This window comes from Mucilaginibacter yixingensis, from assembly GCF_041080815.1.
In the GTDB taxonomy this organism is placed as follows: Bacteria; Bacteroidota; Bacteroidia; order Sphingobacteriales; family Sphingobacteriaceae; genus Mucilaginibacter; species Mucilaginibacter yixingensis.
The window spans coordinates 4,742,693-4,768,834 of sequence record NZ_CP160205.1; the positions used below are offsets into that span (position 1 = coordinate 4,742,693).

Annotated in this window: 21 protein-coding genes and 1 tRNA gene; 6 read left to right on the forward strand and 16 right to left on the reverse strand. The window is 46.2% G+C overall.

Annotated elements, in window-relative coordinates:
* Positions 1–169: 169 nt before the first annotated feature.
* The 3 genes from ABZR88_RS19520 to ABZR88_RS19530 all read right to left on the reverse strand — a co-directional run bounded on the left by ABZR88_RS19520 (position 170) and on the right by ABZR88_RS19530 (position 4,038).
* Positions 170–589 carry an RNA-binding protein gene (locus ABZR88_RS19520; protein ID WP_107827638.1) on the reverse strand — a complete coding sequence of 140 codons (420 nt, stop codon included), beginning with the start codon at positions 587–589 and terminating at the stop codon, positions 170–172.
* Positions 590–954: 365 nt separating this feature from the next.
* Positions 955–1,584 (reverse strand): NAD(P)H-dependent oxidoreductase, encoded by a 630-nt coding sequence (locus ABZR88_RS19525; protein WP_107827639.1) that lies wholly within the window; start codon positions 1,582–1,584, stop codon positions 955–957.
* Positions 1,585–1,848: 264 nt separating this feature from the next.
* The gene (locus ABZR88_RS19530; protein WP_107828028.1) at positions 1,849–4,038 is read right to left on the reverse strand and encodes a biosynthetic peptidoglycan transglycosylase; all 2,190 of its coding nucleotides are present in this window, start codon (positions 4,036–4,038) and stop codon (positions 1,849–1,851) included.
* 121 nt (positions 4,039–4,159) lie between these two features.
* On the opposite strand from ABZR88_RS19530, the gene ABZR88_RS19535 reads away from it, so the two are divergent.
* The 3 genes from ABZR88_RS19535 to ABZR88_RS19545 all read left to right on the forward strand — a co-directional run bounded on the left by ABZR88_RS19535 (position 4,160) and on the right by ABZR88_RS19545 (position 6,354).
* A complete protein-coding gene (locus ABZR88_RS19535; RefSeq protein WP_107827640.1) occupies positions 4,160–5,233 on the forward strand; it encodes an Mrp/NBP35 family ATP-binding protein in 1,074 nt (357 codons plus the stop codon).
* Between the two features lie 123 nt (positions 5,234–5,356).
* On the forward strand, positions 5,357–5,635 hold the full coding sequence (locus ABZR88_RS19540; RefSeq protein WP_107827641.1) for a NifU family protein: 279 nt from the start codon (positions 5,357–5,359) through the stop codon (positions 5,633–5,635).
* 83 nt (positions 5,636–5,718) lie between these two features.
* Complete coding sequence (locus ABZR88_RS19545; RefSeq protein ID WP_107827642.1) at positions 5,719–6,354, forward strand: hypothetical protein; 636 nt, start codon at positions 5,719–5,721, stop codon at positions 6,352–6,354.
* Positions 6,355–6,503: 149 nt separating this feature from the next.
* Here ABZR88_RS19545 and ABZR88_RS19550 read toward each other — a convergent pair whose 3' ends face one another.
* From ABZR88_RS19550 to ABZR88_RS19560, 3 genes are all read right to left on the reverse strand, one after another.
* Positions 6,504–7,280, reverse strand: coding sequence for an SDR family oxidoreductase (locus ABZR88_RS19550; RefSeq protein ID WP_107827643.1), 777 nt, complete (start codon positions 7,278–7,280; stop codon positions 6,504–6,506).
* Between the two features lie 64 nt (positions 7,281–7,344).
* Positions 7,345–7,656, reverse strand: a complete 312-nt coding sequence (locus ABZR88_RS19555; protein WP_107827644.1) for a hypothetical protein — start codon at positions 7,654–7,656, stop codon at positions 7,345–7,347.
* 370 nt (positions 7,657–8,026) lie between these two features.
* A complete protein-coding gene (locus ABZR88_RS19560; RefSeq protein ID WP_107827645.1) occupies positions 8,027–9,034 on the reverse strand; it encodes a hypothetical protein in 1,008 nt (335 codons plus the stop codon).
* 125 nt (positions 9,035–9,159) lie between these two features.
* On the opposite strand from ABZR88_RS19560, the gene ABZR88_RS19565 reads away from it, so the two are divergent.
* Positions 9,160–9,231 (forward strand) — tRNA-Arg (locus ABZR88_RS19565).
* A 102-nt stretch (positions 9,232–9,333) separates the two neighbouring features.
* Positions 9,334–9,891, forward strand: coding sequence for a hypothetical protein (locus ABZR88_RS19570; RefSeq protein ID WP_146166493.1), 558 nt, complete (start codon positions 9,334–9,336; stop codon positions 9,889–9,891).
* 451 nt (positions 9,892–10,342) lie between these two features.
* Here the strand turns inward: ABZR88_RS19570 and ABZR88_RS19575 are convergent, their stop codons facing one another.
* The 10 genes from ABZR88_RS19575 to ABZR88_RS19620 form a co-directional block, all read right to left on the reverse strand.
* Positions 10,343–11,527 (reverse strand): efflux RND transporter periplasmic adaptor subunit, encoded by a 1,185-nt coding sequence (locus ABZR88_RS19575; RefSeq protein ID WP_107827647.1) that lies wholly within the window; start codon positions 11,525–11,527, stop codon positions 10,343–10,345.
* A 2-nt stretch (positions 11,528–11,529) separates the two neighbouring features.
* Positions 11,530–15,897, reverse strand: a complete 4,368-nt coding sequence (locus tag ABZR88_RS19580) for a CusA/CzcA family heavy metal efflux RND transporter (protein ID WP_107827648.1) — start codon at positions 15,895–15,897, stop codon at positions 11,530–11,532.
* 74 nt (positions 15,898–15,971) lie between these two features.
* Positions 15,972–16,289, reverse strand: a complete 318-nt coding sequence (locus tag ABZR88_RS19585; RefSeq protein ID WP_369434700.1) for a DUF6660 family protein — start codon at positions 16,287–16,289, stop codon at positions 15,972–15,974.
* 307 nt (positions 16,290–16,596) lie between these two features.
* A complete protein-coding gene (locus tag ABZR88_RS19590; RefSeq protein ID WP_107827649.1) occupies positions 16,597–17,823 on the reverse strand; it encodes an efflux RND transporter periplasmic adaptor subunit in 1,227 nt (408 codons plus the stop codon).
* Complete coding sequence (locus tag ABZR88_RS19595) at positions 17,816–19,063, reverse strand: efflux RND transporter periplasmic adaptor subunit (protein WP_107827650.1); 1,248 nt, start codon at positions 19,061–19,063, stop codon at positions 17,816–17,818. The genes ABZR88_RS19590 and ABZR88_RS19595 overlap by 8 nt, the downstream gene beginning before the upstream one ends.
* Complete coding sequence (locus ABZR88_RS19600) at positions 19,038–20,267, reverse strand: TolC family protein (RefSeq protein ID WP_107827651.1); 1,230 nt, start codon at positions 20,265–20,267, stop codon at positions 19,038–19,040. Before ABZR88_RS19600 ends, ABZR88_RS19595 begins: the two co-directional genes overlap by 26 nt.
* A 4-nt stretch (positions 20,268–20,271) precedes the next feature.
* Entirely contained in the window at positions 20,272–23,424 is a 3,153-nt protein-coding gene (locus ABZR88_RS19605; protein WP_107827652.1) for an efflux RND transporter permease subunit, read from the reverse strand.
* Positions 23,425–23,475: 51 nt separating this feature from the next.
* Positions 23,476–23,724 carry a heavy metal-binding domain-containing protein gene (locus ABZR88_RS19610; protein WP_146166494.1) on the reverse strand — a complete coding sequence of 83 codons (249 nt, stop codon included), beginning with the start codon at positions 23,722–23,724 and terminating at the stop codon, positions 23,476–23,478.
* 242 nt (positions 23,725–23,966) lie between these two features.
* Complete coding sequence (locus ABZR88_RS19615) at positions 23,967–24,347, reverse strand: hypothetical protein (protein WP_146166495.1); 381 nt, start codon at positions 24,345–24,347, stop codon at positions 23,967–23,969.
* 104 nt (positions 24,348–24,451) lie between these two features.
* Positions 24,452–24,949, reverse strand: coding sequence for a hypothetical protein (locus ABZR88_RS19620; protein ID WP_107827655.1), 498 nt, complete (start codon positions 24,947–24,949; stop codon positions 24,452–24,454).
* 154 nt (positions 24,950–25,103) lie between these two features.
* Here ABZR88_RS19620 and ABZR88_RS19625 point away from each other — a divergent pair, with 154 nt between their 5' ends.
* A complete protein-coding gene (locus tag ABZR88_RS19625) occupies positions 25,104–26,114 on the forward strand; it encodes a hypothetical protein (protein ID WP_107827656.1) in 1,011 nt (336 codons plus the stop codon).
* Positions 26,115–26,142: the final 28 nt, after the last annotated feature.

The window sequence follows — 26,142 nt, forward strand, 5'->3', positions numbered from 1 at the left end:
TTCAAATAATTAAACTACTCCACAAATTTCTGCTTAAACAAGTTCAAACAATGGTATTATTTACGGCTGTTGCGGTAATTTTTAATGAAAAATACCACAACAAAAAAGCCCGCTCTTTGCAAAGCGGGCGCAATTTTTTTAGTTGATGTTTTGTTATAGTTGATTGAGATTAGCTCCAACGATCATCGCGTTTTTGGTAACCGCCACGGTCGCCGCCGCCACCGTAACCGCCGCCGCCACCACGATTGCCACCGCCACCGTAGCCACCACCACGGTTGCCGCCGCCACCGTAACCACCACCGCGGTTACCGCCGCCAAAACCACCACGGCCACCGCCGCCACTTGGTTTTCTTTCTTCGGCCTGGCTAACTGCAATGTTACGACCTGTAATTTCTGTACCGTTCAGTCCATCAATAGCTTTCTGTCCCATCTCATCGTCTGGCATCTCAACAAAACCATAACCTTTGCTTCTTCCGGTCTCGCGGTCCATGATGATCTTCACAGAGCTAACTTCACCGTAAGCTTCAAAAAGTTCTTTTAAATCAGCTTCCTCTACCTTGTAGGGAAGACTTCCAACAAAAATTTTCATTAATTTTTAATTTAATCATTAGCAGCATATTGATGCGTAACGCGCATGTTTTAACACAGATAGATCAATACGGTTTAATTTACTTCAATAATACTTAAATAATATGATGTATTTATCAAGAGGCCGTTTTAGCTTCTTAATTTTAACAGCTCCATTATTTTATACGCACCGCATATTTAATTTGTTTGGCCAAAAAACCAAATAACAGTATAAAAATCAAATAAATACGCACAAAGTCGGAATAATTTACAAATCTTAACTTCTAATTAAAATTAGTTTGACCTGAATGAGTAAACTAAGCCAATGATTAACAAAAAAAGCGGCCTTTGTGGCCGCTTTCAACACAACACCATCTGTCTGAAGCATTAAATATGGATCAGAAAATCTTCTACAGGCTTACGCACTTTAGCAACTTTGCTGTAAACATCGGCATCGGCACGGTAACCAACGGCTGCAATTACACTGGTAGTGAGGCCTTTTTCTTTCAGCCCTAATACCTCGTCAAAGGCGGCCGGACTAAAACCTTCCATCGGACAAGCATCTATCTGCAAATCGGCAGCGGCGGTAAGCAACACGCCCAGGGCAATGTATGCCTGTTTGTGCGCCCAGGTAATATTTTCTTCGGCGGTGCGCGAGTTGATACCGCCGTTAATTACATTTTCGAACCCCTCAAGAGTTGATCGATCAATCTGACGCACACTAGCAATCAGATCTATATATTTCTTCACCAGGTCGGCATCTACCTGTGTTTCGGCAGCAAACACAATTACTGCTGATGCATCTGTAATTTGTGCCTGGTTATAGGCGTGTCCCAGCAATTTAGCGCGGGTTTCGGCATCTTCTACCACCAAAACCCGGTATGGCTGTAAACCTGCAGATGATGGCGACAATTGCACGGCATCCAACAATTCATTTATCTTTTCTGGACTTACTTTTTGGGTATTGTCGAAATTTTTAATGGCTGATCTCCACTGTAGTTTTTCTATAAGTGACATGACTTTGTGATTTTGTTAAAACAAAGTTACATGTTTAAACATTTATTTATCGTCATGTCAAAGTAATTAGATGTTTAAACATTTAATTTATTAAATAACCTCTAAAATAGGTGTCATTGCGAGAAACCAAAGGGGAACGAGTGTTGGAGTGACGAAGCAATCTCGTCGGAAGATTGGCCGCTGAGCATATCGCACAGCAAAGCATGCGACGAGATTGCTTCGTCGTTTCTCCTCGCAATGACAAATAAGAAATATGTTTAGAATTTACGGATTTATCCCCCGCTCTTCCATCTCTTTGCGGCGTTGCTTGTCCAGCCGCTTTTGTTCGCGTTTTTCCTGGCGGATCTGCTTTTTGGTTTTGCCGGCGGTGTCAATCTTAGGCTCGTCTTCTTTACGGGTAGTATCTTTTTTACCGAATAAACGCTGGAAGAAGCCTGGTTTTTTCTCCTCTTGCTGAGGCCCGGCGGTTGGGGGCGCAACCGGGATGTTTTGCACACCGGCATCGTCATCATCAGCCTTCATCAACGAAGCTATATCCGACGAGTCTGACGGATGCAGCTGACGGCGCAGGCTTTCTTTCAACCGCACATTGTAGAAGCCGTAAAAGCTGCTATCACGATGCACGGTGAGGCCGTGGCCCACCATCAGGTTGCCTAATGCGTTGAAGTAGTAAGTTAGGCGCGGATTGAGCGAGCCGTCAGGCATAAAGGCATACAAACCGGCACGCGGGCGCGGTACAATGCTGGCCAGGTAAATGCTCTCGCCCAAATTTAACTGATCGGGCGTTTTGCCGAAGTAATAGCGGGCGGCTTCGCCAATGCCGTAAACGTTGTTGCCCCACTCAATCATGTTAAAATACACTTCCAGCATGCGGTCTTTGGTCATGATGTGGTTGTTTACCAGCACCCACACAATCATCATCTCCTCTATCTTTCTAAAAACCGTCTTTTCCTGCACCAGAAAGGCATTTTTAACCAGCTGCATAGAAATGGTACTTCCGCCGCGAGAGAACTTATGACGGATGTAATCTGTAGCTATAGATTTACGGAAGGCTTCTTCCACAAAACCATTGTTGTTGTAAAAAGTCGGATCTTCTGCGGTCATCACCGCGTTGCGCAACTCGGGAGATATGTCGTGCAGCGGCGTATAATCCGGGTTTTCCGGACCGATAATACGCGGTGGCATGGCTTTATTTTTTACGTATGACACGTGAGTAAACGAGCCGTTGAGCATCCCCAGGTTAGTTTTGCCGTATTGCAGGATCTTGAAATCGTCTTTATCCAGGCGCGAGTCAAACTCTACATCTTTCGGGTTGGAGGTATCCAGCTTAAAGTTGAGTTTGTAATTGAGCTTACCGGCCACTTTAATGCCCTGCAAACTCTCAAATGTGCCTTGCGGGAACGAATCAAAAATATCCTGCGCAGGCAGCCAGCCGGTATTGATCTTCAACTCGTAAATCTTAACCGGTTTTAGCGTGTACTTAATAAACGGATGCGCGGTAAGGCGTTTGAGATGGATGGTAGACGAGCTATCAATCGATACATAATTGGGTCCCACAAAAATATTGGCGTCAATAGAGCCTTGTGGCACCACAATATCATTTGCGGCCAGTGCCGCCTGGTTAATCAACAGGTTGCGTACCGCTAATGTGCTGTAGATCTGCGTTTCGCCATTGCTGCGTTCTACTTTATTTAAGCGGGTGGTCAACGTATCAAAGCTTACAGTAGCGTGGTAGCGGCTCTGTACGTACGGCATGGTAATCTTGCCCTTATCTGCAAACAGGCTGATATCAATATCCCTGTCTGACGGATGCATGCGCCCGGCAAAATGCCACAACGTATCGCTATTGTTTACCTTGATGTTTGATTTCAGCTCACCATCCCTGATCTGCGCCGATGAAAGGATAGTAACATGGTTGCTATCATTAGTGAAACTGATATTAAATCGTTTCATATCCAGGTCATCAGGAATCTTGTACAAGATCTGGTTAACCAGGTTATGAGCCAGGGTGGACAAATCACCTTTTTTATCAGTAGATGTAGAATCTTTCTTTTTATGGAAAAGGAAATCGAAGTTCTTGATGCCTTTAAGATCGGTAAGGGTAAGTTTGGCATCATCTAAATGCACTTCAGACAGCTTTACCTGGCCTATAATTAACGGCATCAGCTTCACCCCCACTTCAAAGTTGCGTATCACCAGCAATGTATCGCGATCATGCGGCACAACGGTAATACCGCTAAAGGCAACGGTAGACAAACCGGTAAAACGGGGGTTCTCTATTTTTACATCTAAATTATATTCGCTCTTGGCTTTAGCTTTAGCTTTGCTGATAACTTCTTGTAGCAGGACCTCGCGCTTTGAATACGCAACAAATCCCCCGATAATAAAGACCATTAACAGGGCAGAAATTATAATAAGGCCTATGCGGATATGTTTAGAACTGAGGCGATGCATTGAAAAATTTTGATCAAAACTAAGCAAATAAGTACCGAATAAAACGGTTCGGCAAGTCAAATATTTCAGATAACAAAAGCTTTGCCGCCCTGTTTTTATAAATTGCAGCGATTTTATTAGCATGACCATTACCAAAGACCAAGTTCTACAAGCCCTGAGCCACGTAGAAGAGCCCGATCTGAAGAAAGATCTGGTAACGCTGAACATGATTCAGGACATAAATATTGATGGCGATAAGCTTTCATTTTCTGTTATTTTAACCACTCCGGCCTGCCCTCTGAAAGGCCTGATTGAGAATGCCTGCCGCAACGCCATTGCGCATTTTATCAGCAAAGAGATACACGTTGATATTAACATGACATCGCGCGTTACCACGCAGAAAAACACCGGTGTACCGGGCGTTAAAAACATTATTGCGGTGGCATCTGGCAAAGGCGGTGTGGGCAAATCTACCGTGGCGGCTAACCTTGCCCTGGCGCTGGCCCAAAGCGGTGCGCAGGTGGGCTTGATTGATGCCGATATCTACGGGCCGTCTGTACCTATTATGTTTGGCCTGGAGGGTGCACGCCCCCTGGCCAGCCAGGTTGACGGCAAAACCCGCATTGAGCCTATTGAGAAATACGGCATCAAACTGCTGTCGATAGGTTTCTTTACAGACCCAAACCAGCCAGTGCCATGGCGCGGGCCAATGGTATCAACCGCCATCAAACAATTATTTAACGATGCCGACTGGGGCGAGCTGGATTACCTGGTGGTAGACCTGCCACCTGGCACCGGCGATATCCATATCACCGTAACCCAAACTTTCCCGGTAACGGGTGCGGTTATTGTGACCACGCCGCAAAACGTGGCCCTGGCCGATGCTAAAAAAGGTATTGGCATGTTTATGATGGAAAGCATCAATGTGCCTATCCTGGGTGTGGTAGAAAACATGGCTTACTTTACCCCTGCCGAACTGCCGGAGAATAAATATTACATTTTTGGCCAGAACGGTGGCAGAAAGCTGGCTGACCTGATATCGGCACCATTTTTGGGCGAAATACCATTGGTAAAAGGCATCAGCGAGTCTGGCGATGCCGGTACGCCCGTGGTGCAGGAAGAGCAGCATGGCCCCGCCGCCACAGAATTTGTACGCATTGCCGAGCGTGTGGCACAACAGGTGGCAATAGTGAATGCCAAAAGAAGCCTCACCTAAATCCACTCCAAAGGAGGCGGGCTTTAATGCTAATGTCACAATGTAATTCAAAGTCCTCTCCTTCGGAGAGGATTTAGGAGAGGTATATATTTTTTAATAACTTTACATCTTAAATAGATTAAAATGAGTTTAATAGAGCAGGTAGAGTCGGCGTTAGACACTATTCGTCCGTATCTGGAAGCCGACGGGGGGAATGTATCGATTGAGGAGATTACACCAGACAACGTGGTGAGGCTGAAACTGCTGGGTTCATGCGGCTCGTGCCCAATGAGCATCATGACACTGAAAGCCGGCATTGAGCAGGCTATTAAAAAAGCTGTGCCCGAAGTAACCGCTGTTGAGGCTATTAACCTGACCGATATTGACGACCCGAACGCGGTACTGCCCGAGAACATGCGTTAATTGTTAATGTTTGTTAAACCGGCGGCGCTGTAAATGCATTAGCATTAATTTTGCGTTGTATTGTTTTTCACGGTTACTCAAGAATGAAGCGTTTATTGGTAGTTATTTGTTTACTGTTCAGTGTATCGGCCTTTGCACAAAAAGCCGACAGGCCACTGGTACAGTTTACCGGCGTTATTTATAATGCCGACTCGACCAAGATTACCGTCCCGTACGTAACCATTACTAATGAATCGTTCGGCAAAACGGCCACGGTGGCCAACTACAAAGGCTATTTTTCTTTTGTGGCGCATGAGCAGGATACCCTGCGTTTTACCAGTGTAGGGTATGATGCCCAAATCATCGTCATCCCAAAAAACGTCAATAAAAACTACTCGGTACAGGTATTTTTGAAGCCTGATATTATCAACCTGCCTACGTTCAAGGTTTTCCCCTGGGCTACGACAGATGAGTTCAGGAAAGATTTCATTTCGATGAAACTAGCGGATGACGACCTGGAAGTTGCCCGCAAAAACCTGAGCAAAGGCTCGCTGGCCGAGATGTCAAAAACGCTGGCCCGCAGTGCTGATGAAATACAATCGGCTACGGCGCAATCTATGCACACCAGCATCCTTAACTCGCACTCGCTAACCCCTAACCCACTGCTCAACCCAGTAGCCTGGGGCACCCTCATTAACCAGATTACAGCTGGTGATAAGAGCCGCCAGAGCGGGAATTGATAGGGCTGGCGCAGTCATTCCCGTTAGTACAAAGCAATGTAAATTCTTTACCGCGATGTCATGCTGAGGAACGAAGCATCTCTAAGGATAGTCCTGTTTGCTTGTCCTCAGAGATTCTTCGCTATCACTCAGAATGACAGAGCAGAAAACTAAAAAATCGCTCTGTTAGCCCCCCCATCAACCTGAATAGTAGTACCACTGATATAAGCCGCCTGCTCTGAAGCCAGGAAGGCAACCAACGCAGCCAGTTCTTCGGGCTGACCGATGCGGCGCAAAGGAATGTTTTTAGTTTTCTCGGCAATGGCCTGCTCCGGATCAACGTTTGCAGGCAGGGTATGCTTGATACGATCGGTCAGGATCAGGCCCGGGGCTACATTGTTTACGGTAATGTTGTAGGGACCCAGTTCATCGGCCATCAATTTAGCCATACCCACCACGCCCATGCGCATACTGGTAGAGAGTATAGAGTTTGCCAGCACCGCCTTTACCGAGCCGCTAATGATGTTAATGATACGACCACTGCCCGTAGGCTTCATAAACGGCAATACCGCTTTACCTGTACGCGCAAAGCTGAGCAGGTTTAGCTCGAAAGCTTTTTGCCATTGCTCGTCGTCAAAGTTCTCGAACTTGTCAAACGGCGGGCCGCCGGCATTATTAAGCAGAATGTCTATCCGGCCATATTTTTCGCCAGCCTCTTGTATAAAGGCGTGCAGTTGTGCGCTGTCTGAAACATCTACCGGGATGGCCGTAACCTCATTACCTGTCTGGGAGCTGATCTCAGCGGCGGCTTTCTCCAGCTCTTCCCTATCGCGCGAGCCAATAATTACCCTTGCGCCTTCGGCCGATAGTGCCAATGCTGATGCCTTGCCCAAACCCTTACTAGCGGCTAATACTACGGCCACCTTGTCTTTCAGTTTCAGATCCATAAAATATTGAGATAGATTTTTGCAGGCAATTTAGGGTAAAACCCATCGACCCCGAAAAAAGAAATTACATGGCTACGTTTTGGCCCATGCGCGGATCTTCAGGTAGTATTTCCATATCTGGAAAATCAATGTACTCGGCATACCATTGTATGGCGTCAATTACATCGAGTGCGTCGTCTGGAGTTACGTTGATGGTTTCAAAAGCGTAGAGCTTGTTGTTGGCATAGGCATACAACTGTATCTCGTTTGGATTGGCGCTGAATTTTTCATCATCCACACAAAACACGTTCACCTTCAAACCGGTATCGCGCGAGTGAATTACGTCACGACAAGGGTTTTTAGGGTCAGTAGCCAGCAGATATACGTTATGCTCCATTTACAAATCTTAACAAAGCATACATACGATAGTTTAAATTATTTACGGTTTAACGATGTGTTAAATACCACGCCCCGACTATTGCCAAATAGTCATTAATTTTCCTAAAAATTAACACCACTTACCCTTTATGGTTAATTAATTCCCCAAATGGGTATTTTTTCCCGCATTAAAAATTAAGGCTTCCACAAGAAACCGCTGTTTTCTGGCAATTGGCACACGTTTCATTAATTGGCACCAATATTGGATTAGATTTAATACCCTTCCAAAAGGGTTGTTTTTCATAGGTAGATGTAGGGCCGGGACGCTGCGAGAGGGTTCCGGTCTCTTTTTTTAATACCTCCCTCATCTATCTGCATCCCGGAAACTTTTATGATTTCAGCACCTGGCGCATATCCGTATGCTCTTTAGGATTGGCATGACCGTTCCCTTTATCGTGATAAATGGTATAATAGATATACTTCCGGTTTTTATCTACCCCTTTAAATACACTGCCTATTACTTTGCCTACTTCCTCGTTCTCTTTGGCCAGCGCCTTGGTATCGTTCAGATCCAGCTTAGTTAGATAGTTGATGTTAGGGAAAGCGCCCTCTGCATTACGCTCCAACAACACACGGATAATTAACGGCCTGGTATTCACCTGCCCCACGGTAACCGGCATGTGCTGGTTCTTTACAAATGTTTTGAATGCCGTTTGATTATAATAGTTGGTAATCTCGTCTTCGCTCAGGTATTTCATTTTGGTGTAGGGGCGCAGGCAATCTTCGGCCATACCGGCGCTGTTCAGCCCTTCCAGCCACTCGCCCTGGTCAAACTGTTTTTTGGCCTGGGCCATCAGTTGGGGGGCGGTCAGACCGTTGTCGGCGCTTAGGTTTAGCTCCAGATCGCACAGTTTCCAGCCATAGCTCAGTTTGCAGAACAACGCGGTGACCTGCCATTTTTGCGGCGTTTTAGGCGTAAAGAATACATAGTACATCTCGGGCGCGGTGCGCTCATAAATCAGGTCGAAATTATTGACGCCCTCGTTACGTTCACGCAGGGTATCCAATCCGCGGGTTTGGTTAACAATGTAATACTCTTTGCTCAGCACATAATCGCCGGTCTGCATGTGGTAGCTGATCTGCTCGGCAGTGCGCATCCGCTCATGACCGGCAGCAATCAACTCGCTAGACATCATGCCTTCCAGTTTATCGTTGTTATTGGCTTTGAGTGCCTCCAGCAGGTCATTATCCAAACCGTGCATCTTGCTTTGCATACCGCCAGGGATCTGCGCGCCTTTATAAATACCAGGCTTACCCGGACCGCATGACTGCAGGGCGACAACAAACAAAGCAACAACAGATAATCTGAGATAATGGAGGGGTATTTTAACAAACATGGCAATAAGGTGTGCGTTGAAAAATGCAGCACGATAATAACACTTTTTACAACACCTAACAAGTGCCGCCACAGGCTATTTACACAAACCAAATTTTACCTATATTTGCCGGACAACCAATAGCCGGCCCTGTAGTTCAACGGATAGAATAGAAGTTTCCTAAACTTTAGATATGGGTTCGATTCCCGTCGGGGCTACTTGATCACCCACCTTGGGAATAAGGTGGGAAAGAATTTCTTAAAAATTATTATGGAAGCCTTTGGATAAATATCCGAAGGCTTTTTATTTTTAAAGTATTTATGAGTTTAGAATACTATATGCCTTTAGGGTTTGGACTAACTTCCAAGGATGTGCGACATTATTATGATCAGTACTCACCTCTTGATAATCATGAATTAGTAATAAGGCCAATATTGTACAACAGCGAAAACGCTTATGTGTACGAATTAAATACAGATTCTGAATTATATCTGAATAATTCTAATATTCTAATCAAAGACAAAGGAAAATTCAAATTTGACACAAGTAAAGAATGTATTAAAGGACATGAATATTTGTGGAACGCACAACGAAGAACAAGAGGTTCCATTGTAATTGTTTGCGATGCTAACAGAATAGATTTGAGATCAATTTTTGCTGGGTGTTTTTGGGTTGGAATTGCAGGAACGCCAAATACTGGTCAAACTTTAACTGCAACAAAACTTTGTAAAAAAGAAGCAAATAATGGCAAATTGGCTTTTTGCTTTTCAGCAACCAACGGACTTGAGACTATGCTGCTTTATGTTGCCGAACCGTTAAGATCGACAATTTTAAAAGATTCGCTAAATCACTTACCCGATTTTATAAATCGTCGTTAAACTTACAGGATAAATCATATGTCGCTGTTCATTTTTGAAATATGTAATAGATCATCTTCAAAAGTGTTCAAGTTAGATAGCTTATCGGCTACAACTTAACAAGACAAAGCGGTGTAAATCAAAAATTTACACCGCTTTTTGTTTTTGGTGCGAACGGTTTATCAAAGTGTTGATCGCTCTTGGCTTACATAAAGTCTCTGTTGTTAAATAAACTTAAATAGTAATTTTTACTCAACCGAGGTAAAGCAAGTTTAAGTAAAAAACACAAGGTTCGAATTCCTCTCTTGGGGATATCCCTAAATACTCCGAAAGAAGCCCCCGTGCTCATGCTCGTGTCCCGCCTCATTTTCCTGGTAACTGGGCTTTTCTTCTTTATCTTTTGCAGTAGAAATATCAACCCTGGGTTGTTCCTTGTATGCCGATTGTTTATGTTGTTTTTTTATGGACATATTTAATCTTCATCGTCGCTGCCCGATTGTTTGGATTCCAGATAGAATGCGCCTTTAGTAACGGCTTTCACACCAGCCGGCAGGTCGGTCATCGGGCTTACTGCGATATAGCCTAACTCGCTGGTGCCGGTCGCCACCTCTATTTTTTTAAATACATAGCGGTCACCGTTCTGCCCTGTTACCACGAAGATGTATTGCTTTCCGGCGGTGCGTATTACCGCTTCGGTAGGCAATGCAGCGGTCATTTTGCTGCCTATGCTGATCAGTGCGGTTACATACATACCGGGAATGAGATTTTGGTGTTCTCGGTTATCGATCTCGGCATGTACAATAACACCTTTGCTTTCATTCTCGAAAGATTTGTTGATACCGTTAATACGGCCTGTGATTACCATATTCTGCTGATTGGTGAGCTGAAAATCCACTTTCTGCCCCATCTTCACCGCCATCAGATCTTTCTCAAACACGATCAGATCACAGTGAATTTTGGAGTTGTCCACCACTTCCATGATAGAGGTACCTGGCTGCACATACGTCCCCGTGTTCGCAGTAATCTTCCCAACGGTGCCACTGATGGGCGATATTACCGGGAAACTGGAAACAATGCTGCCGCTGCTGATCTTTTCGGGTGAGATGCCCAATTGTTTTAACTGGCTTTCGTAAGCTTTCAAACGTGCCTGTTCAGCCTTATAAGTAGCAGCTGCCGACTGATAGGATTTGCCCGTACCCGCACCGGCTGCCTGCAACTGGTTCTGCCGGTCATATTCGGCGGCCACATAAGTAAAATTATTTTTGGCAGCCAGGTAATCCTGCTCGATCTTGATCAGTTCCTGATTATTCACAGTGGCTAATATCTGGCCTTTATGCACCTGCTGGCCTTCAAGCACGCTGATGTGACTAATGAGGCCGCCCGACAGTAAACTCACATCCGCTTTATTTTGCGGCGGAACAGCCAGTTGTCCGCTGGCTTTGATCACTGCATCGAGGTTCTTTTGCGGGATAGCCCCGACCTCGATACCCACATTTTTCATTTGCTGCGCGGTAAGTTCCAATCCGCCCGGTTTAGATGGCTTCGCCTCTTTTGAGGCTTCTTCCTTATTGTTTTTTTCTATGTCGCCAGATGAGCCAGAGCAGCTTGTCAGCATGATCGCGGCGATAACCACCGCTGTATATATTTTGATCTTCATGATTATTGTCCCTGATAAAATTGTAATTGAATAGCCGACTGATCCAGCCTGCCTAAAGTTTCGAGATAGCTCAGGTGGGTTTGTATCGCCGCTGAAATGTTCTGGATATACTCGATATAACCAATCTCACCTAATTTGAAAGACACCTGAGCGATGCGCAATTGCTCGTCCGCCTGTTTCAGCCCGGCAGTCGTATAGTAACCTGCCGCCTGCTGGTATTTGCGGTATTGTTGCAGTTCCTGCTGGTATTGCGTGCTCAACAGCAAGCGGTTCTGTTGCAGGTTCGCTTCCGCGATCTGCGCACCGATCTTCTCCGATTTAATCCGGGAACGGTACGATCCACTGAACACCGGCAAAGCCAAACCCAACTGAAAACCGCCGATTCGGGTGCCGGGTGAATAATTGCGGTCGATATTAGCGGGGTTAAAAGCGCCGATCAACAATTGCTGCGTATAGCCCAATGTAATGTCGGGCATCAGTTTAGCGCGTTCTACTGCAACCTTAGCGTTGGCTACCTCAATCTGCTGTAGGCCCAACAGCGTTTGCGGGTTAGCCGCGGTATTCACCGTATCGGATAAACCAGGCAAAGCTAAAGCCAAATCGCTTTCAGCTATAACCATCGGCTCAGTACTATTGAGTAAACGGCGTAAGGCGAGTTCATTAGTAGCCAAATCTGCTTGCGCGCTGATTTTGAGCGACTGCACTTCCTGGTACTTGTTTTTGGCCGAGATCAGTTCCAAGTTAGATGCCTCGCCGGTTTTTACGCGAACGGTAGCCCGTTGTACGAAACCGTTATAGATGCTGTCCTGAAAATTCAGCACCCGCAAGGTTTCGCGGCTCAGCAGGTAAGCATACCAGGCGTTGCGCACTTGCCGGGTGATCTCGGCTTTAGTTGCCCGCCCGGAATGTTCCGCCAGCTTGATCTGCTGATCGGCCAGTTTGCGTTGATTACTATAAAGTCCAGGCCAGGCAATATTTTGCGACACGCTCAAACCATTATCAATGTTGCCGCCGCTGGTCGGGTCTTGCGTGAGCATCAGTTCGGTTTTCGGCAGATCTGTGGCCGCGCCTTTTAGTGATCTGGATTGCTCCACCAATAAATTAGCCGCACGCACTTCGAGATTGTTTTGCAACGCCCGGCTGATGGCGCTGTCCAGCGTTAAGGCCGGTCTGGTCTGTGCATTTGCACTGCCGGCAAAGAAACTAAACCCGGCAATCAACACCGCTAAGACTTTACTCGCTTTACTTATAGCAACCGTTTTACGGTTGAACAAAAGGTAAAGACAAGGCAGTACAAAAAGCGTGAGGAACGTGGCTGTGATCAAACCGCCAATCACCACAGTAGCCAATGGTTTTTGCACCTCGGCACCTGCACTGGATGATAATGCCATCGGCAGGAAACCTAACGAAGCTACGGCTGCTGTCATCAATACTGGGCGTAACCGGATTTTGGTTCCCTCTAAAACCCGCTGGTAAATATCATTTATGCCCTCATCTTTGAGCTGGTTGAAATAGCCAATGAGCACGATACCATTGAGTACCGCAACTCCGAACAGGGCGATGAAGCCCACGCCAGCAGAAATGCTGAAAGGCATACCCCGAATAAGCAGCGCCGCGATCCCCCCGATAGAAGCCAATGGCACTGCCGTAAAAATGAGCAGGCTTTCTTTAACCGAGCGGAAAGTAACATACAGCAATACCAGGATAAATAGCAATGCTGCGGGTACGGCAATGGATAACCTGGCCCTGGCCGCTTGTAAATTCTGGAACTGCCCGCCATAGGACAAGTAGTAGCCAGATGGCAGCTTCAACGCTTTATCCAGTTTCTGTTGTATTTCGGTCACCGTGGATTGCACGTCGCGGGCGGTCACATTAAAACCGACGTAAATACGGCGCTTGCCGTCCTCGCGGGAGATCTGCGAGGGCGCTTCCTGAAAATCAATATCGGCGACCTGGTTCAGTGGCACTTTATTACCCGAAGGCAGCGGGACGAGCAAGTTTTGCACGCTGCTGATGTTTTCGCGCAAGTCGCGGTTCAGGCGCACTACCATATTAAAACGTTTTTCTCCCTCGAATACCACACCGGCCACACTGCCTGCAAAGGCCGTTTTCAGGATCATATTCACATCGCTGATATTCAGGCCGTACTGCGCCATTTTATCGCGATTATAATTCACTTGTATCTGCGGCAGTCCGCTTACTTTTTCGACGAAAATGTCTGACACGCCATTGATAGGCTTAATGTCCGCAGCGATCTTATTTGCCTGCGATGCCAATTCGTCCAGGTCATCACCGTAAATTTTAATGGCCACATCCTGGCGGATGCCGGTCATCAGTTCATTAAAACGCATTTGCATGGGTTGCGAGATCGAAGCATGAATGCCCGGCAATTCGTTCAGCGTTTCTTCCATCTTCGCCATCATTTCCTCTCGGGTCTTGGCGTTCTTCCATTCCGATTTGGGTTTCATGGCCAGCATCATATCACCGCGCTCCATCGGCATCGGGTCGGTAGGTATCTCGGAACTGCCGATACGGGTAACGGCTTGCTTGATCTCGGGAAATTTATCTTTTAATAGTTTTTCCGCTTTACTAAAAGATTTGACCACTTCGGTAAGTGAAGTGCCCTGCATCATCGATATTTCCACCGTGAGGTCGCCCTCTTCCAATGTAGGGATAAACTCGCCGCCCATCCGACTGAAAGCCCAGATCGCGATACCGAAAATAGCGAATACCAAGGCTATCGTCAGCACTTTGAAACGTAACACGCCGATTAGGGCTTTTTGATAAACACGCTGGCAAAAACCGATGATATGGTCGGAAATATTGGGTTTGTGTTCGGTCTTACGGCTGAGGAACAAAGCGCTGGCCATCGGTACATAAGTCAGGGACAAAATAAACGCACCCAAAATGGCAAAGGCCACCGTTTCTGCCATTGGTCGGAACATCTTACCCTCGATGCCCACCAATGATAGTAAAGGCAGGTAAACGATCAGGATAATGATCTGCCCAAATGCCGCCGACTGCATCAGTTTGCCCGCGCTGCTGTGCACTTCCTCGTTCATCTGATCACGCGAAAGCTCTTTGATGTTTTCTTTGGCATAGCGCCCGGCAGTGATATGATGCACTACGCTTTCAACAATAATTACGGCACCATCTACGATCAAACCAAAATCTATTGCGCCCAGGCTCATCAAATTACCGGATACGCCGAACAGCTTCATCAGCATAAAAGCGAACAGCATGGCCAGTGGGATCACCGATGCCACCACCAAACCGGCGCGCCAGTTGCCCAGCAATAATACGAGCACGAAGATCACAATAAGTGCGCCTTCGAGCAGGTTGCGCTCTACTGTGCCAATGGCCCGACCCACCAGTTCGGTACGGTCGATGAACGGCTCGATCACCACGCCTTCGGGTAACGACTTTTGTATCTGCACCATGCGGGCTTTTACATTTTTGATCACCTGGCTAAAGTTCTCGCCTTTGAGCATTAGCGTTACCCCGGCAACTACTTCGCCCTCGCCGTTGCGGGTCACGGCACCATAGCGGGTGGCCGTGCCTAATTGCACCGCTGCCACATCTCGCACCAAGATCGGCGTACCGCCGCTGTTCTTGATAACGATCTTGCTAATATCATCCAGCGATTTAACCTGGCCCAAGCCACGAATAAAATAGGCGTTGCTTTGCTGCTCGATATAGGAGCCGCCGGTGTTTTCGTTGTTTTTCTGCAAGGCACTATATACTTCAGGTATGGTAACACCAAAAGAATTGAGTTTATCGTTATCGAGTGCGATCTCATATTCCTTTACATAGCCGCCCCAGCCACTCACCTCGGCCACACCAAGCGTTCCGGCCAGTTGGGTGCGCACCAGCCAATCTTGAATGGTACGCAAGTCGGTAGCGGTATACTTGTTTTCGTAACCTTTCTTGGTGTGGATGCTATACTGGTAGATCTCGCCGAGTCCGGTAGTGATCGGGGCCAGAGATGGCTCGCCGACACCCTGCGGGATATTGTCTTCGGCTTCTTTGAGCTGCGCGGCAACCTGTTGTCGCGCCCAGTAAATATCTACATTGTCTTTAAAAACCAATGTAATAACGGAGATGCCGGAACGGGAGATCGACCGTTTTTCAATGATACCGGCGATATTAGCCATCGCCAGTTCTACGGGAGCGGTAATATATTGCTCCACTTCCTGCGCGCCTAATGTAGGCGCCTGTGTAATGATCTGTACCTGATTATTGGTAATGTCGGGCTGCGCATCTAAGGGCAGGTTGGCCGCAGACCAGATGCCTGCGATCACCAGTAAAAGCGTCAGGATGCCGACCGTTACCTTGTTCCGTACAGAGAACGAGATAATTCTGTCAAACATGAATTTGCAATAAAATAATACGACCATACAGGGCATGCGGACGCAAGCCTGTTGAATTCAAAAAGAAAAGTGTATTAGCTTAATTGCGGCGGTTGCCAGATGGGAAGTACTTGATCGCGTAACGGTTCTACGCGCAATTCAGAATAGCCTTGAGCAATTGATTGCTCAAAAACGACTACGGAAGTAAAGGTACGGGGTACACTACGAGTGACGGAACAGCAACTACAGATACAAAATGGAGAACAAGCTTCTCGGCATGAACTTTGGTCGGTTTGCTGACCCTTACTAACCGTAGTGTGATGAATAGTGATTGCAAAATCATCCTTATCCCTGCAAGGTAAGATAGCAAGGATGGTCATATATAAACCAATCAGGATGGTGAACCATTTCATGGATGCAAAACTAAAGCTTATTTGTTGGATTGTCAAAATAGGAGCATCGGACACTTTATGAGCTTCTTTTTTATTTTTAGGATTGACAATAATTTACGTTTAAAACACCAATTCTACTTTTGTATTTAAAAACATTCTTAATTATTGCCAACTTTTGCGGAAAGTTATTCAATCCTACGCTCGTGATCCCCAACACTAAAATTTAAAAGCCTCTAAATAGTATATATTAGGGGCTTTTAAATTTTTGATTGTAAATAGGGTGCAAATTGGGGTACAACTTTACGCATCTTAAATATAAAAAGGGCATTTACCGCATCTCCATTCCAACCATATCGCTGCCATTTTTAAAAACAGATTCGCTGTTCAGCAAATAGGCTCCGCTACTCACAATAACCTCTCCGCTATTCAGCCCTGAAGTTACTTCCGCATAAGTGTGGTTTTGTTTCCCGATTTCTACCATGCGTGGTGAAAAACTGCCATCTGTATTTTTTACCCACACATGGCTGCCTTTACCGTCGGTGAGAACTGCCGTAACCGGTACTGCCAGGTTAATACCCTTACCGCCAAGCGCCACATTAGCCTGCATACCCGGCCTGAGCTCTCCCTTTGGATTAATCACGCTGATCCGTACCAGATCGATCTTCGACCCATCCGACAGCTCGGGATTCATAAAAGTAACTTTACCTTTAACCAACTGTCCACCCAAATCAGGAAATACCACATCAACAACCTGGCCCGGTTGCAAAGTGCCTGCTTCCCCGACGTATAATTGCGCTTCTACCCATAAGCTGCCCAGGCCCTGCGTTTTTAGTATGGTCATACCCTCGCTCACGTAATCACCTTCGTGCACATTTAATTCGCTGACAGTGCCGTTTACCGTGCTGACAATGATAGCTGATGCGCTTACTTTACCAGATCGGGCAAGCGCGGCGATTTGCCCTGCGGTTAACCCCCATAGTTTGAGTTTACTTTCCGCCGCACTGATCAAAGCCGGATAATCTACATCCGGGTTATGCAGTTTTTGCTGTTGCTCTTTAGCGAGCAGGTATTCCTTTTGAGCTTCCTGCAAATCTTCACTGTATAAACTATAAACCGGTTGGCCGATCTTGATTGTTTCGCCAACGGTACGTACATAAAGATGTTGAATGCGGCCTGCAAGTCTTGCGCTTTGCTCACCACTGGCATTTTCATCGGCGGTTACGGTACCTGTGATCAGTTTCTCGTCGCCGGTATTTTGTTCCCTGACGGTATCGGTTTGGATGCCGGCCAGTTGCTGTTGTGCTGCTGTAAGCTTGATGCGGTTATCCTGACTATCGCCGCCCGCTTCGGCTTTGATCAGCTTCATACCGCAGACCGGGCAATTACCAGGATGATCCTCGTGGACCTGCGGATGCATTGAACAGGTATAATAAAACCGGCTTTTCGCAACCGTTTGGGTTGCCGCCTTTTGTTCCCGTTGCTTGCAGGCCGATAGTGCAACGATTACTATTAGTAACAATAAACCGGCTGTTTGATATCTTTTATATTTATTCATGATCTTCGGTTTTAATAAAGCTGTCACTATCTGCTAAATATTGCGCGTTTTGGGCCACGCTATCCTGAGCAGTTAAGCCGCTGAGGACCTGCACCTGTTCCCCGTTCTGTGTACCCGTTTGCACGACGTGTGCGCGATAAATACGCCCGTCTTTCAGCCAGACGATATGGCTTTGCCCCAGGCTGATCACCGCTGTGCGTGGCAACCATAAACCGGCTTTTGATCCGGCAGCAATTTCAGCCCTGACCAAGCTGCCCACTTTCATCTCATGCTGGTGATTGTTCAGGTAAACGCGGATGCTGGTGGAGCGGTCATCGTTCTGCTGCACGGGTTCGATAAAATCTACCTTGCCTTCCATCGTCATTTGCTGATCTGGAATGTTCAGGCTGACGCTTTGAAGGAGCTTTATTTTCTCAGCATCCGTCTGCTTGATCTTCAATTCCGCCCAGAGGCTATGCGGATCGACCACGTTAAACAGTGTTTGCCCTTGCTGAACGAACATGCCCTCTTTAACTGCCAATGGCATATTTTGCGCATAATCGTTTGCCTCGTTTACTGCTGCGCCGGCCATCTGGCTGTGCGCCACATCGTGTACATGCCCCTCGTAAGGACTGTAGACCGGCAGGCTGTAAAAAGCTTTACCGGTTCTGCTCAATTCCCGCAGTTGCGTACCAGTCATTCCTAACAGTGATAGTTTTTGCCTAGCGGCATCGATCAAGGCGGTTTCGCCGGGCGAATTTCTTTGCAGAAACAGCAGGTCTTGTTGCGCCGTCACCATCTCCGGGCTATACACATCCATGATACGCTGCCCTTTATGAATTTCCTGAAAGGCGTATTTGATATACAGTTTTTCGATACGTCCTGAAAAACGCGCGGCGATATTATTATAGGTACGGGTATCAAAAGCCAGGTAACCCGACGCTGACACCGTGTCTATTATCGTTTTTTCTGTAGGCATTACCGCTTGAATATCCGATACCACCGCGCCGTTAACCGGCTGTAAAACGGTTTGCAAGCTTATACCCGCCTGTTCGCTGGGTGAAGCCGTTTTTTTAACGAGGGTCATCCCGCAGATGGGGCAATTGCCCGGATGATCTTCATGTACCTGTGGGTGCATTGGGCAGGTGTAGATAGCCTGCGGCTGCTCTTGTTGAACCGCTGCCTGTTTAGGACGTTCTTTACAGGCAGCCAAAAACAGTGTGATCAATAGCAGACTAATACTTTTCCAGTTCCTTTTCATAAGCTACCTGTAATTTGATGATGTCTTGTTGACGGTCTAAAGCGGCCATGCGTGCAGCTTGCAGATCATTGATACTGTTCAGCACCGATGGCATATCGCCTGTATTCTGGTCATAAGCTAAAAGCGCCGTTTTGTAGCCGTTCTGTAAGGCTGGGATAATGTTCAGTTGGTAATTGGACAGTTGCCTTTGCTGGCTGACCAGTTGTACTTTGAGCGACGCCAGTTGCCCGGCAGCCTGATTGAGCACATCGAGCCGCCTTTGTTGCAATTCTTCGGTTTCCAGGCGGATGCCTTTCAGGTTGGCCTTATATTCTTTGGATGCCCAGGGTACAATGGGTATGGTGATCGAAGCCATGAGGATATACTGGTTGGGATAACCGCCGTAGCTGAGCATGTGTCCGGCCTGTATACCGAAATCTGGTTTGCGTTGGCTGTATGCTACCTGCGCATTGAGCGCGTTCAGTTGAATACTACGATCTATACTGCGGATGTCGCTGCGCGATGTCGCCAAACCTGTAGTGTCTGCGGGTGTAAGTACTGTGTTAATTACCAAATTGGTATCCACGCTAAATAATGCCTGCTTATCCTGGTTCATCAGGGTGTTGAGCATCACATTGCGCTGGCTGATCTCGTTATTCAACTGTTCACCCGTGTTATCCAGCTCATACAATTGCGCTTTGGCTTTGTAAATATTGCTCAGTTTTTCTTTACCATAAGTGAGGCGGATGTTTGCATCTTTCAGCATATAGTCCAGCAGTTGCCTGGTGCTCTGTAATAGCGCGAGTTTTTTTTCCAGCAGCACGCGCTCCAGGTAATACTGCCGAGCTTGTGCAAAGAGCTGATTTTTGAGATAGTTTTTATCTTCAACGGTGACTTTAGACACCCCCTGCTGATAAGCGGCTTTAGCTTTAAGCTTGGCTGGGTTGGTGAACATCTGCTCTGCCTGCACCATAAAAGAACCCATATTGGGGCTAAGTGAATACGGCGTTTGATACTGCCCGGCGCTGATCTTCGGCGCATCAAGGCTGGTTGCCCCGGTAGCATAAGCATCCTGCGCACCTGCTTTGGCATCGTAGGCCAGCAAAGCCGGGTTTCGCCCCACTTTGGCCAATACGCTGTCCAGCGGCAATACCTGTGCATTAACCTTACTACCCAACAGCAGCGAGATAAGCAAAATATATAATGCGGTTACTTTCGTTTTCATTTGTTTATTCCTTTACTTCCAGTATATCCAGTTTACCGTGCTTTCGCAATTCGTATTCTTTCACCATTAAAAAGATGAGTGGCGTTACCAGTAGGATATGTGTAGATGAGGTAAGTACCCCACCGATCATCGGCAGTACAATCGGCCGCATCACATCACTACCCGTGCCCGTTGCCCATAGCACCGGTACTAAACCAAACAGCGCTACGCAAACCGTCATCAGCTTGGGCCGCAGCCGTTTCACTGCTCCGTTCATCACATAATACCGCAGATCTTCTCGGGTGATGGTTTCCCGGCTATTGCCTTTAGCGGCCACCAATTGCTGCATGGCATCGTTTAGATAGATTACCATCACAATGCCCGTTTCTACCGCAATACCGAACAGGGCGATAAAGCCCACTGCTACCGCAACAGAAAGATGTACCCCGAAGGCCCATACCATATAAGCCCCGCCGATGAGCGCAAATGGGATACTGATGAGGCTAAAAAAAGCCTCCCTTGCTGATTTAAAGGCGAAATACAAACAAGCGAAGATGATGACCAGCACAATCGGCAAGATCAGTTTTAGCGTACCTTCTGCGCGGATCAGGTTCTCGTACTGTCCGCTCCATTCGATATAATAGCCTTTGGGCAGGCTTTGCAACATCGTATTCAACTTATCCTGCGCATCTTTCACCGTACTACCCAAGTCGCGGCCGCGCACGTTGAACAAAACAGTCCCCCTGAGCAGGGCATTTTCCGACTGGATCATGGCCGGTCCATCGCTAAAACGGATATCGGCTACTGATGATAAGGGTACTGGGCCGAACCCTGGCGTTTGCACCAGCGTGCGTTTAATATCGTCCAGGTTATCGCGATATTGCTGAGCCAAACGGGCGTTGATGGCAAAACGCTGCCGCCCTTCTACAGTGGTAGTCAGGTTCATGCCGCCGAGTGCGCTTTCCACTACCTCGTTCACATCGTCTACATTTAATCCATAGCGACCGATCGCGGCTTTATCGATGGTAATATCCAGGTATTTACCACCGGCTATCGGGTCTACATATAAATCTTTCACCCCATCAATACCGGCAAGCGCCTGTTTCATACGGTTAGCCAGCACATTGATGGTATCCAGGTTTTGCCCGTACACTTTCAGCCCCACATCGGTACGAATACCGGTAGAAAGCATATTGATTCGGTTAATGATGGGCTGTGTCCAACCGTTCACTACGCCAGGAATTTGCAGTTTATTGTTGAGCTCATTGATGATACCCGCTTTGTCAATCCCCTTACGCCATTGATCACGCGGTTTGAGCAGAATGATCGTTTCGGTCATGCTGATGGGCGAATTATCTGTTGCGGTACTTGCACGACCTGCTTTTCCCAGTACATCGGCTACCTCGGGCACACTTTTGATGATCTTATCCTGCACTTGCAATAGCTGCTTGGCTTGTGCATTGGAAACATCAGGTTGGGTAACCGGCATAAACAGAATGGTACCCTCGTCCAGCGGCGGCATAAACTCGCTACCTAATGAAACTAATAGCGGTATGCTAACGATAAGCGCAATGATATTAATGGCTAATGTAGTTTTACGCCAGCGCATGCACCAATCCAAAATAGGCCGGTAAAGCTTTTCAAGTCCACGATTAAGTGGATTGCGTTCATCGCTTCTCAGCTTTCCTTTCAGAAAAAAGGAGATCAGCACAGGTGTCAGCGTAACGGCGAGAATAGCGTCAATGGCGAGAATGAATGTTTTTGTCCAGGCAAGCGGGCCGAACAGTTTTCCTTCCTGCCCATGTAGCAGAAAAACCGGTAGAAAAGAAGTAACGATGATGAGTGTGGAAAAGAACACACCGCGCCCCACCTGCTTGCAGGAGCGTTCAATAATGCCTATTCTGTCTAATACGTTAGGTTTACCCGCCAGCGAGAGATTACGGTGGGAGTTTTCGACCATCACAATGCCATTGTCCACGATCACCCCGATAGCCAATGCAATACCCGTTAATGACATGATATTGGAACTGATACCGAACGCATTGAGGAGGATAAAACTTACCGCAACAGTGATGGGTATCTGGATAATAATGCTCAGCGCGCTACGCCAGCTGAAAAGAAACAAGATCACGATCAGCGATACGGTGACCATTTCCTCGATCAGTGTATGTTTAACCGAACTGACCGCGTTTTCGATCAATTCGCTACGGTCATAAGCGATGTGAAATTTAACGCCGTCCGGCAAACCTTTTTGCAGGTCAGCCATTTTAGCCTTCACATTATGGATCACCTCATCGGCATTTTCGCCGTAGCGCATCACCACTATACCCCCAACGGCTTCGCCATCGCCATTACGGTCAAAGATACCCAGACGCTCGTCTCCCCCCATCTGCACACTGGCAATATCTTTCAACGTCACCGGAACCGTATTATTAACACCTACCGGAATATTTTCTACATCGGCCAGGGTTTTGATATAACCCAACCCCCGAACGATGTAGCCCGTACCGTTCATTTCGAACTTGCGGCCGCCCACATCGTTATTGTTACTCTTGATGGAACGCAGTACCTGAGACAGCTGTATGCGGTAATAGTTTAGTTTATTGGGATCGATATTGACCTGGTATTGTTTCTCAAAACCACCGAATGAAGCCACTTCGCTCACGCCGGGAACGGTTTGCAAACCGAGTTTAACATACCAATCCTGCAAAGCACGCTGCTCGCCCAGATCCATGCCTTTGGCATCCAGCGTGTACCAGAGAATGTGGCCTACCCCCGTACCATCCGGCCCGAGCGTAGGCGTTACTCCTTGCGGCAATAGCCGCTGCGCATAGTTCAAGCGCTCCAGTACACGGCTGCGCGCCCAGTACACATCGGCTTTATCGTCAAAAACGATATACACAAAGCTCATCCCAAACATGGATGTTGCGCGAATGGCTTTAACCTTGGGGATGCCCTGTAAGTTACTCACCAACGGGTAAGTTACCTGGTCTTCCATCAGCTGTGGGCTGCGCCCCGCCCATTCGGTAAACACGATCACCTGGTTGTCTGACAAGTCTGGAATGGCATCCACCGGGTTTTGGGTGATCGACCAGACGCCCCAGCCAAACAGACCGGCCGCCAGCAGCAGCACAATATACCTGTGTTTTAAAGCCAGGCTTATAAGTTGATTAATCATCGTAATAAAAGAATAAACCGGCAGGCCGAAACCTGCCGGTGCTGTTACTGCTTACATTTTCATTTTTTCAGCCGGTTTCTTTTTGGTGTCGGCTTTTTTCACCAGCGTCATACCACATTTCGGGCATTTGCCGGGTTTGTCTGAGAGCACTTCCGGGTGCATGGTACAGGTGTACTGCACTTTAACCGGCTTTGCTTTTTTGGTCGTATCGACGGCAACTTTACCGGTGGTTGGGTTTGCGGCAAAAACAGTTACAGCAGAAAACAGGATGGCTGCTGCCATAAGCATTACTTTTTTCATGGTTTTAAAGATTATATGTTGGATGATTAATTTGTATCCTGTATGGCCCGGCGGGCTTGCACCAATCCTGCTGAAAAAGCAGGGCAAACCGTATATTGGTAGTTTCCATTTTCGAAACATTTAAGCAGATCAAGGCCTGCTAAAGAGGCAATGAACTGAACAATAAAAAATAAGATAAATAATGGAGTGTCTTTAATGCCGGAGCAGCATTAAAAACCGGAAGGGAAGATTACCGGAAACTATCAGATTCTGAAATTGGCGTAAAGGAGATAAAGCGGGTTTCGATGGACAGGTGGGGCCTGGCTGTCGTAAACGTTCATCACCGGCGATTCGGCCCGTTCAGGAGCAACCGGAACAAAAAATACGGGAGCTATAACAGCAACTGAATTTTTGAAATCCAATACCGTTTTGGCCGAAAAATGATTATCCTTTACTTTAAACGTAGTCTTAACGGTCTTGCAGCAATTATCAGCCTTAGCGGCTTTAACTTCCTTGTTACCGCTATCGCCTATGGCGTAGGTGGTATTAGCCAGTTTACCGCAGCAATAAAAACGCTCTACGCTCATCCCTAAACTGGATAGCGTATAAAGCAGCGTTAAAATGAGTAATGCGGTACGTTTCACGATGTAAAGTTAGTTTTTTGTTTGCTGTTTCAAAAATAGGCGGTGCCGATTAAATTTTTATGTGCAGAATAAAGGTCATGAATCCGTTGCATCTGTGAAATCTTTTACTGAGGCGCGGTGACATAATCGGCATCACTATTGTAACATTTCTTATCAATAAGGTAGTTCATTATTTTACTATCAAATGTTAATGAAGATACTTCCTCCGGGCCTCCTGTCATTAGTTTCTTGTTTAAATCTACCTGTAGAAAATATCCATTACGAGTCGAACCATTGTCATGGTCGATGAAAGAGAATGATAAGTAGACAATCTTGCTTTTTATACTATCAATACCAACTCTATATTTTAACGCTCTTTTATCTATTGAACTCGACTTGATTAATAAAATCATTAAACTATCGCAAGTAAGTTTACCATAATCAAGATTAACCGCATCGCTTTTCTTAACCCTTAGAGCTAAATTTTGATCCGTTTTGAGGGTATCCTTATTATAAATTTTTTTAAATGAATCCTCTTGAAGTGCTGACGTTGTTATATTCTTATTTGAATATCTACACCCCAAACACATTAAAAGTAATATTGCCGTTATTTTATTTTTCATAGTTGATAAAACTATTTACAATTGTTGGTTTATATCCAGCCATGTGCTGATTATAAAGCCGTTGATCACTCCATACCAAGGAGCAGGGTTTCCATTCTGTCATTAGATTTGCTATTTTCGGATTCACGTTAAATCTTTCTCTAAACCCTTTATCATGCCACAAACACCTGCTTTATTTTTCAAACTAACATTCCTGTTGCTTATTACCTCTATAGGTGCCAAGGCCGACTTGCTTGATAGTGTTAAAGAAAAAACAAAACAGCTAAATGACTTAAAAGACGTTTACCGGGCATTTAATATTAAGAATATCATTGCCGACCAGCAAGAATTTATTGAACTCTCTGTGGATGAAGCGAAAGCATACAACTCTAGGTTATTAAGAGATTATATCAAAACTTGCGATAGTTTAAAGCACGTTCATTTTTTTGATAACTCATTGAGTGCTCAAGTCGGCAGCTATTTAGCATCTACCATACAAAATTACAGGGTCGGAATACAATATGGCATCGGTTCTGCTGCATTTAAGAAGGATGCTAAAAGATGCAGCTCTGAATCTAACAAGTACATGTCTTATTTAATAAAATCATATCCAATGAACCATTTTGTTGATTTGACAGAAAAGGAATATTGGGGGACTGTAAATAAAGACAACTACATTAAATCGGCAGAGTATACGTCCTATAAAAGCTTAAAGAAGACCAACGTCAAAGCCGGAATAGCTCTGTTAACGACCATTGCAAACCATACTGCTAATTTCCAGGAGCACTCGATCTATGAAATAGAGATCGCCGATCAATATGTGAAACATTCCGATATATTGGATGACGATGCTCAAAATATTGCGATTAACAAATACAAAGCTATTTTAGACAAGGGCAAATATTCCATCTATCTATTTGAAAGCTGGGTAAAATGGCGATGTGTTTTGCAGCAAACTAACGGCCTGTCAAAATCGTCGGACATTCCAAACGATCTATACAACGAGCTACGGGAAAAAACTGCACTAATTATTCTTAATACCATTGCCGCCGACCCTAAAAACAAGATGGCAATCAATCAGTTTTTAGATATCGCTACCCATGATATTGTAAGACGTTTTGGAGAATATCCCTACGGAAACCAAAACACGGTTGAATATCATGAAATATTCGATGAGAAAAAGTAAGGCTATAGTTTTAATCCCATAACCAAAA

Bases quoted from the DNA above. Each gene is read 5' to 3' on its own strand.
- ABZR88_RS19620 (WP_107827655.1), bottom strand. From the start codon at position 24,949: ATGAAAAATAAAATAACGGCAATATTACTTTTAATGTGTTTGGGGTGT.
- ABZR88_RS19600 (WP_107827651.1), bottom strand. From the start codon at position 20,267: ATGAAAACGAAAGTAACCGCATTATATATTTTGCTTATCTCGCTGCTG.
- ABZR88_RS19575 (WP_107827647.1), bottom strand. From the start codon at position 11,527: ATGAAGATCAAAATATATACAGCGGTGGTTATCGCCGCGATCATGCTG.
- ABZR88_RS19540 (WP_107827641.1), top strand. From the start codon at position 5,357: ATGAGTTTAATAGAGCAGGTAGAGTCGGCGTTAGACACTATTCGTCCG.
- ABZR88_RS19555 (WP_107827644.1), bottom strand. From the start codon at position 7,656: ATGGAGCATAACGTATATCTGCTGGCTACTGACCCTAAAAACCCTTGT.
- ABZR88_RS19520 (WP_107827638.1), bottom strand. From the start codon at position 589: ATGAAAATTTTTGTTGGAAGTCTTCCCTACAAGGTAGAGGAAGCTGAT.
- ABZR88_RS19580 (WP_107827648.1), bottom strand. From the start codon at position 15,897: ATGTTTGACAGAATTATCTCGTTCTCTGTACGGAACAAGGTAACGGTC.
- ABZR88_RS19535 (WP_107827640.1), top strand. From the start codon at position 4,160: ATGACCATTACCAAAGACCAAGTTCTACAAGCCCTGAGCCACGTAGAA.
- ABZR88_RS19590 (WP_107827649.1), bottom strand. From the start codon at position 17,823: ATGAATAAATATAAAAGATATCAAACAGCCGGTTTATTGTTACTAATA.
- ABZR88_RS19605 (WP_107827652.1), bottom strand. From the start codon at position 23,424: ATGATTAATCAACTTATAAGCCTGGCTTTAAAACACAGGTATATTGTG.
- ABZR88_RS19610 (WP_146166494.1), bottom strand. From the start codon at position 23,724: ATGAAAAAAGTAATGCTTATGGCAGCAGCCATCCTGTTTTCTGCTGTA.
- ABZR88_RS19545 (WP_107827642.1), top strand. From the start codon at position 5,719: ATGAAGCGTTTATTGGTAGTTATTTGTTTACTGTTCAGTGTATCGGCC.
- ABZR88_RS19625 (WP_107827656.1), top strand. From the start codon at position 25,104: ATGCCACAAACACCTGCTTTATTTTTCAAACTAACATTCCTGTTGCTT.
- ABZR88_RS19570 (WP_146166493.1), top strand. From the start codon at position 9,334: ATGAGTTTAGAATACTATATGCCTTTAGGGTTTGGACTAACTTCCAAG.
- ABZR88_RS19595 (WP_107827650.1), bottom strand. From the start codon at position 19,063: ATGAAAAGGAACTGGAAAAGTATTAGTCTGCTATTGATCACACTGTTT.
- ABZR88_RS19525 (WP_107827639.1), bottom strand. From the start codon at position 1,584: ATGTCACTTATAGAAAAACTACAGTGGAGATCAGCCATTAAAAATTTC.
- ABZR88_RS19585 (WP_369434700.1), bottom strand. From the start codon at position 16,289: ATGAAATGGTTCACCATCCTGATTGGTTTATATATGACCATCCTTGCT.
- ABZR88_RS19560 (WP_107827645.1), bottom strand. From the start codon at position 9,034: ATGTTTGTTAAAATACCCCTCCATTATCTCAGATTATCTGTTGTTGCT.
- ABZR88_RS19530 (WP_107828028.1), bottom strand. From the start codon at position 4,038: ATGCATCGCCTCAGTTCTAAACATATCCGCATAGGCCTTATTATAATT.
- ABZR88_RS19550 (WP_107827643.1), bottom strand. From the start codon at position 7,280: ATGGATCTGAAACTGAAAGACAAGGTGGCCGTAGTATTAGCCGCTAGT.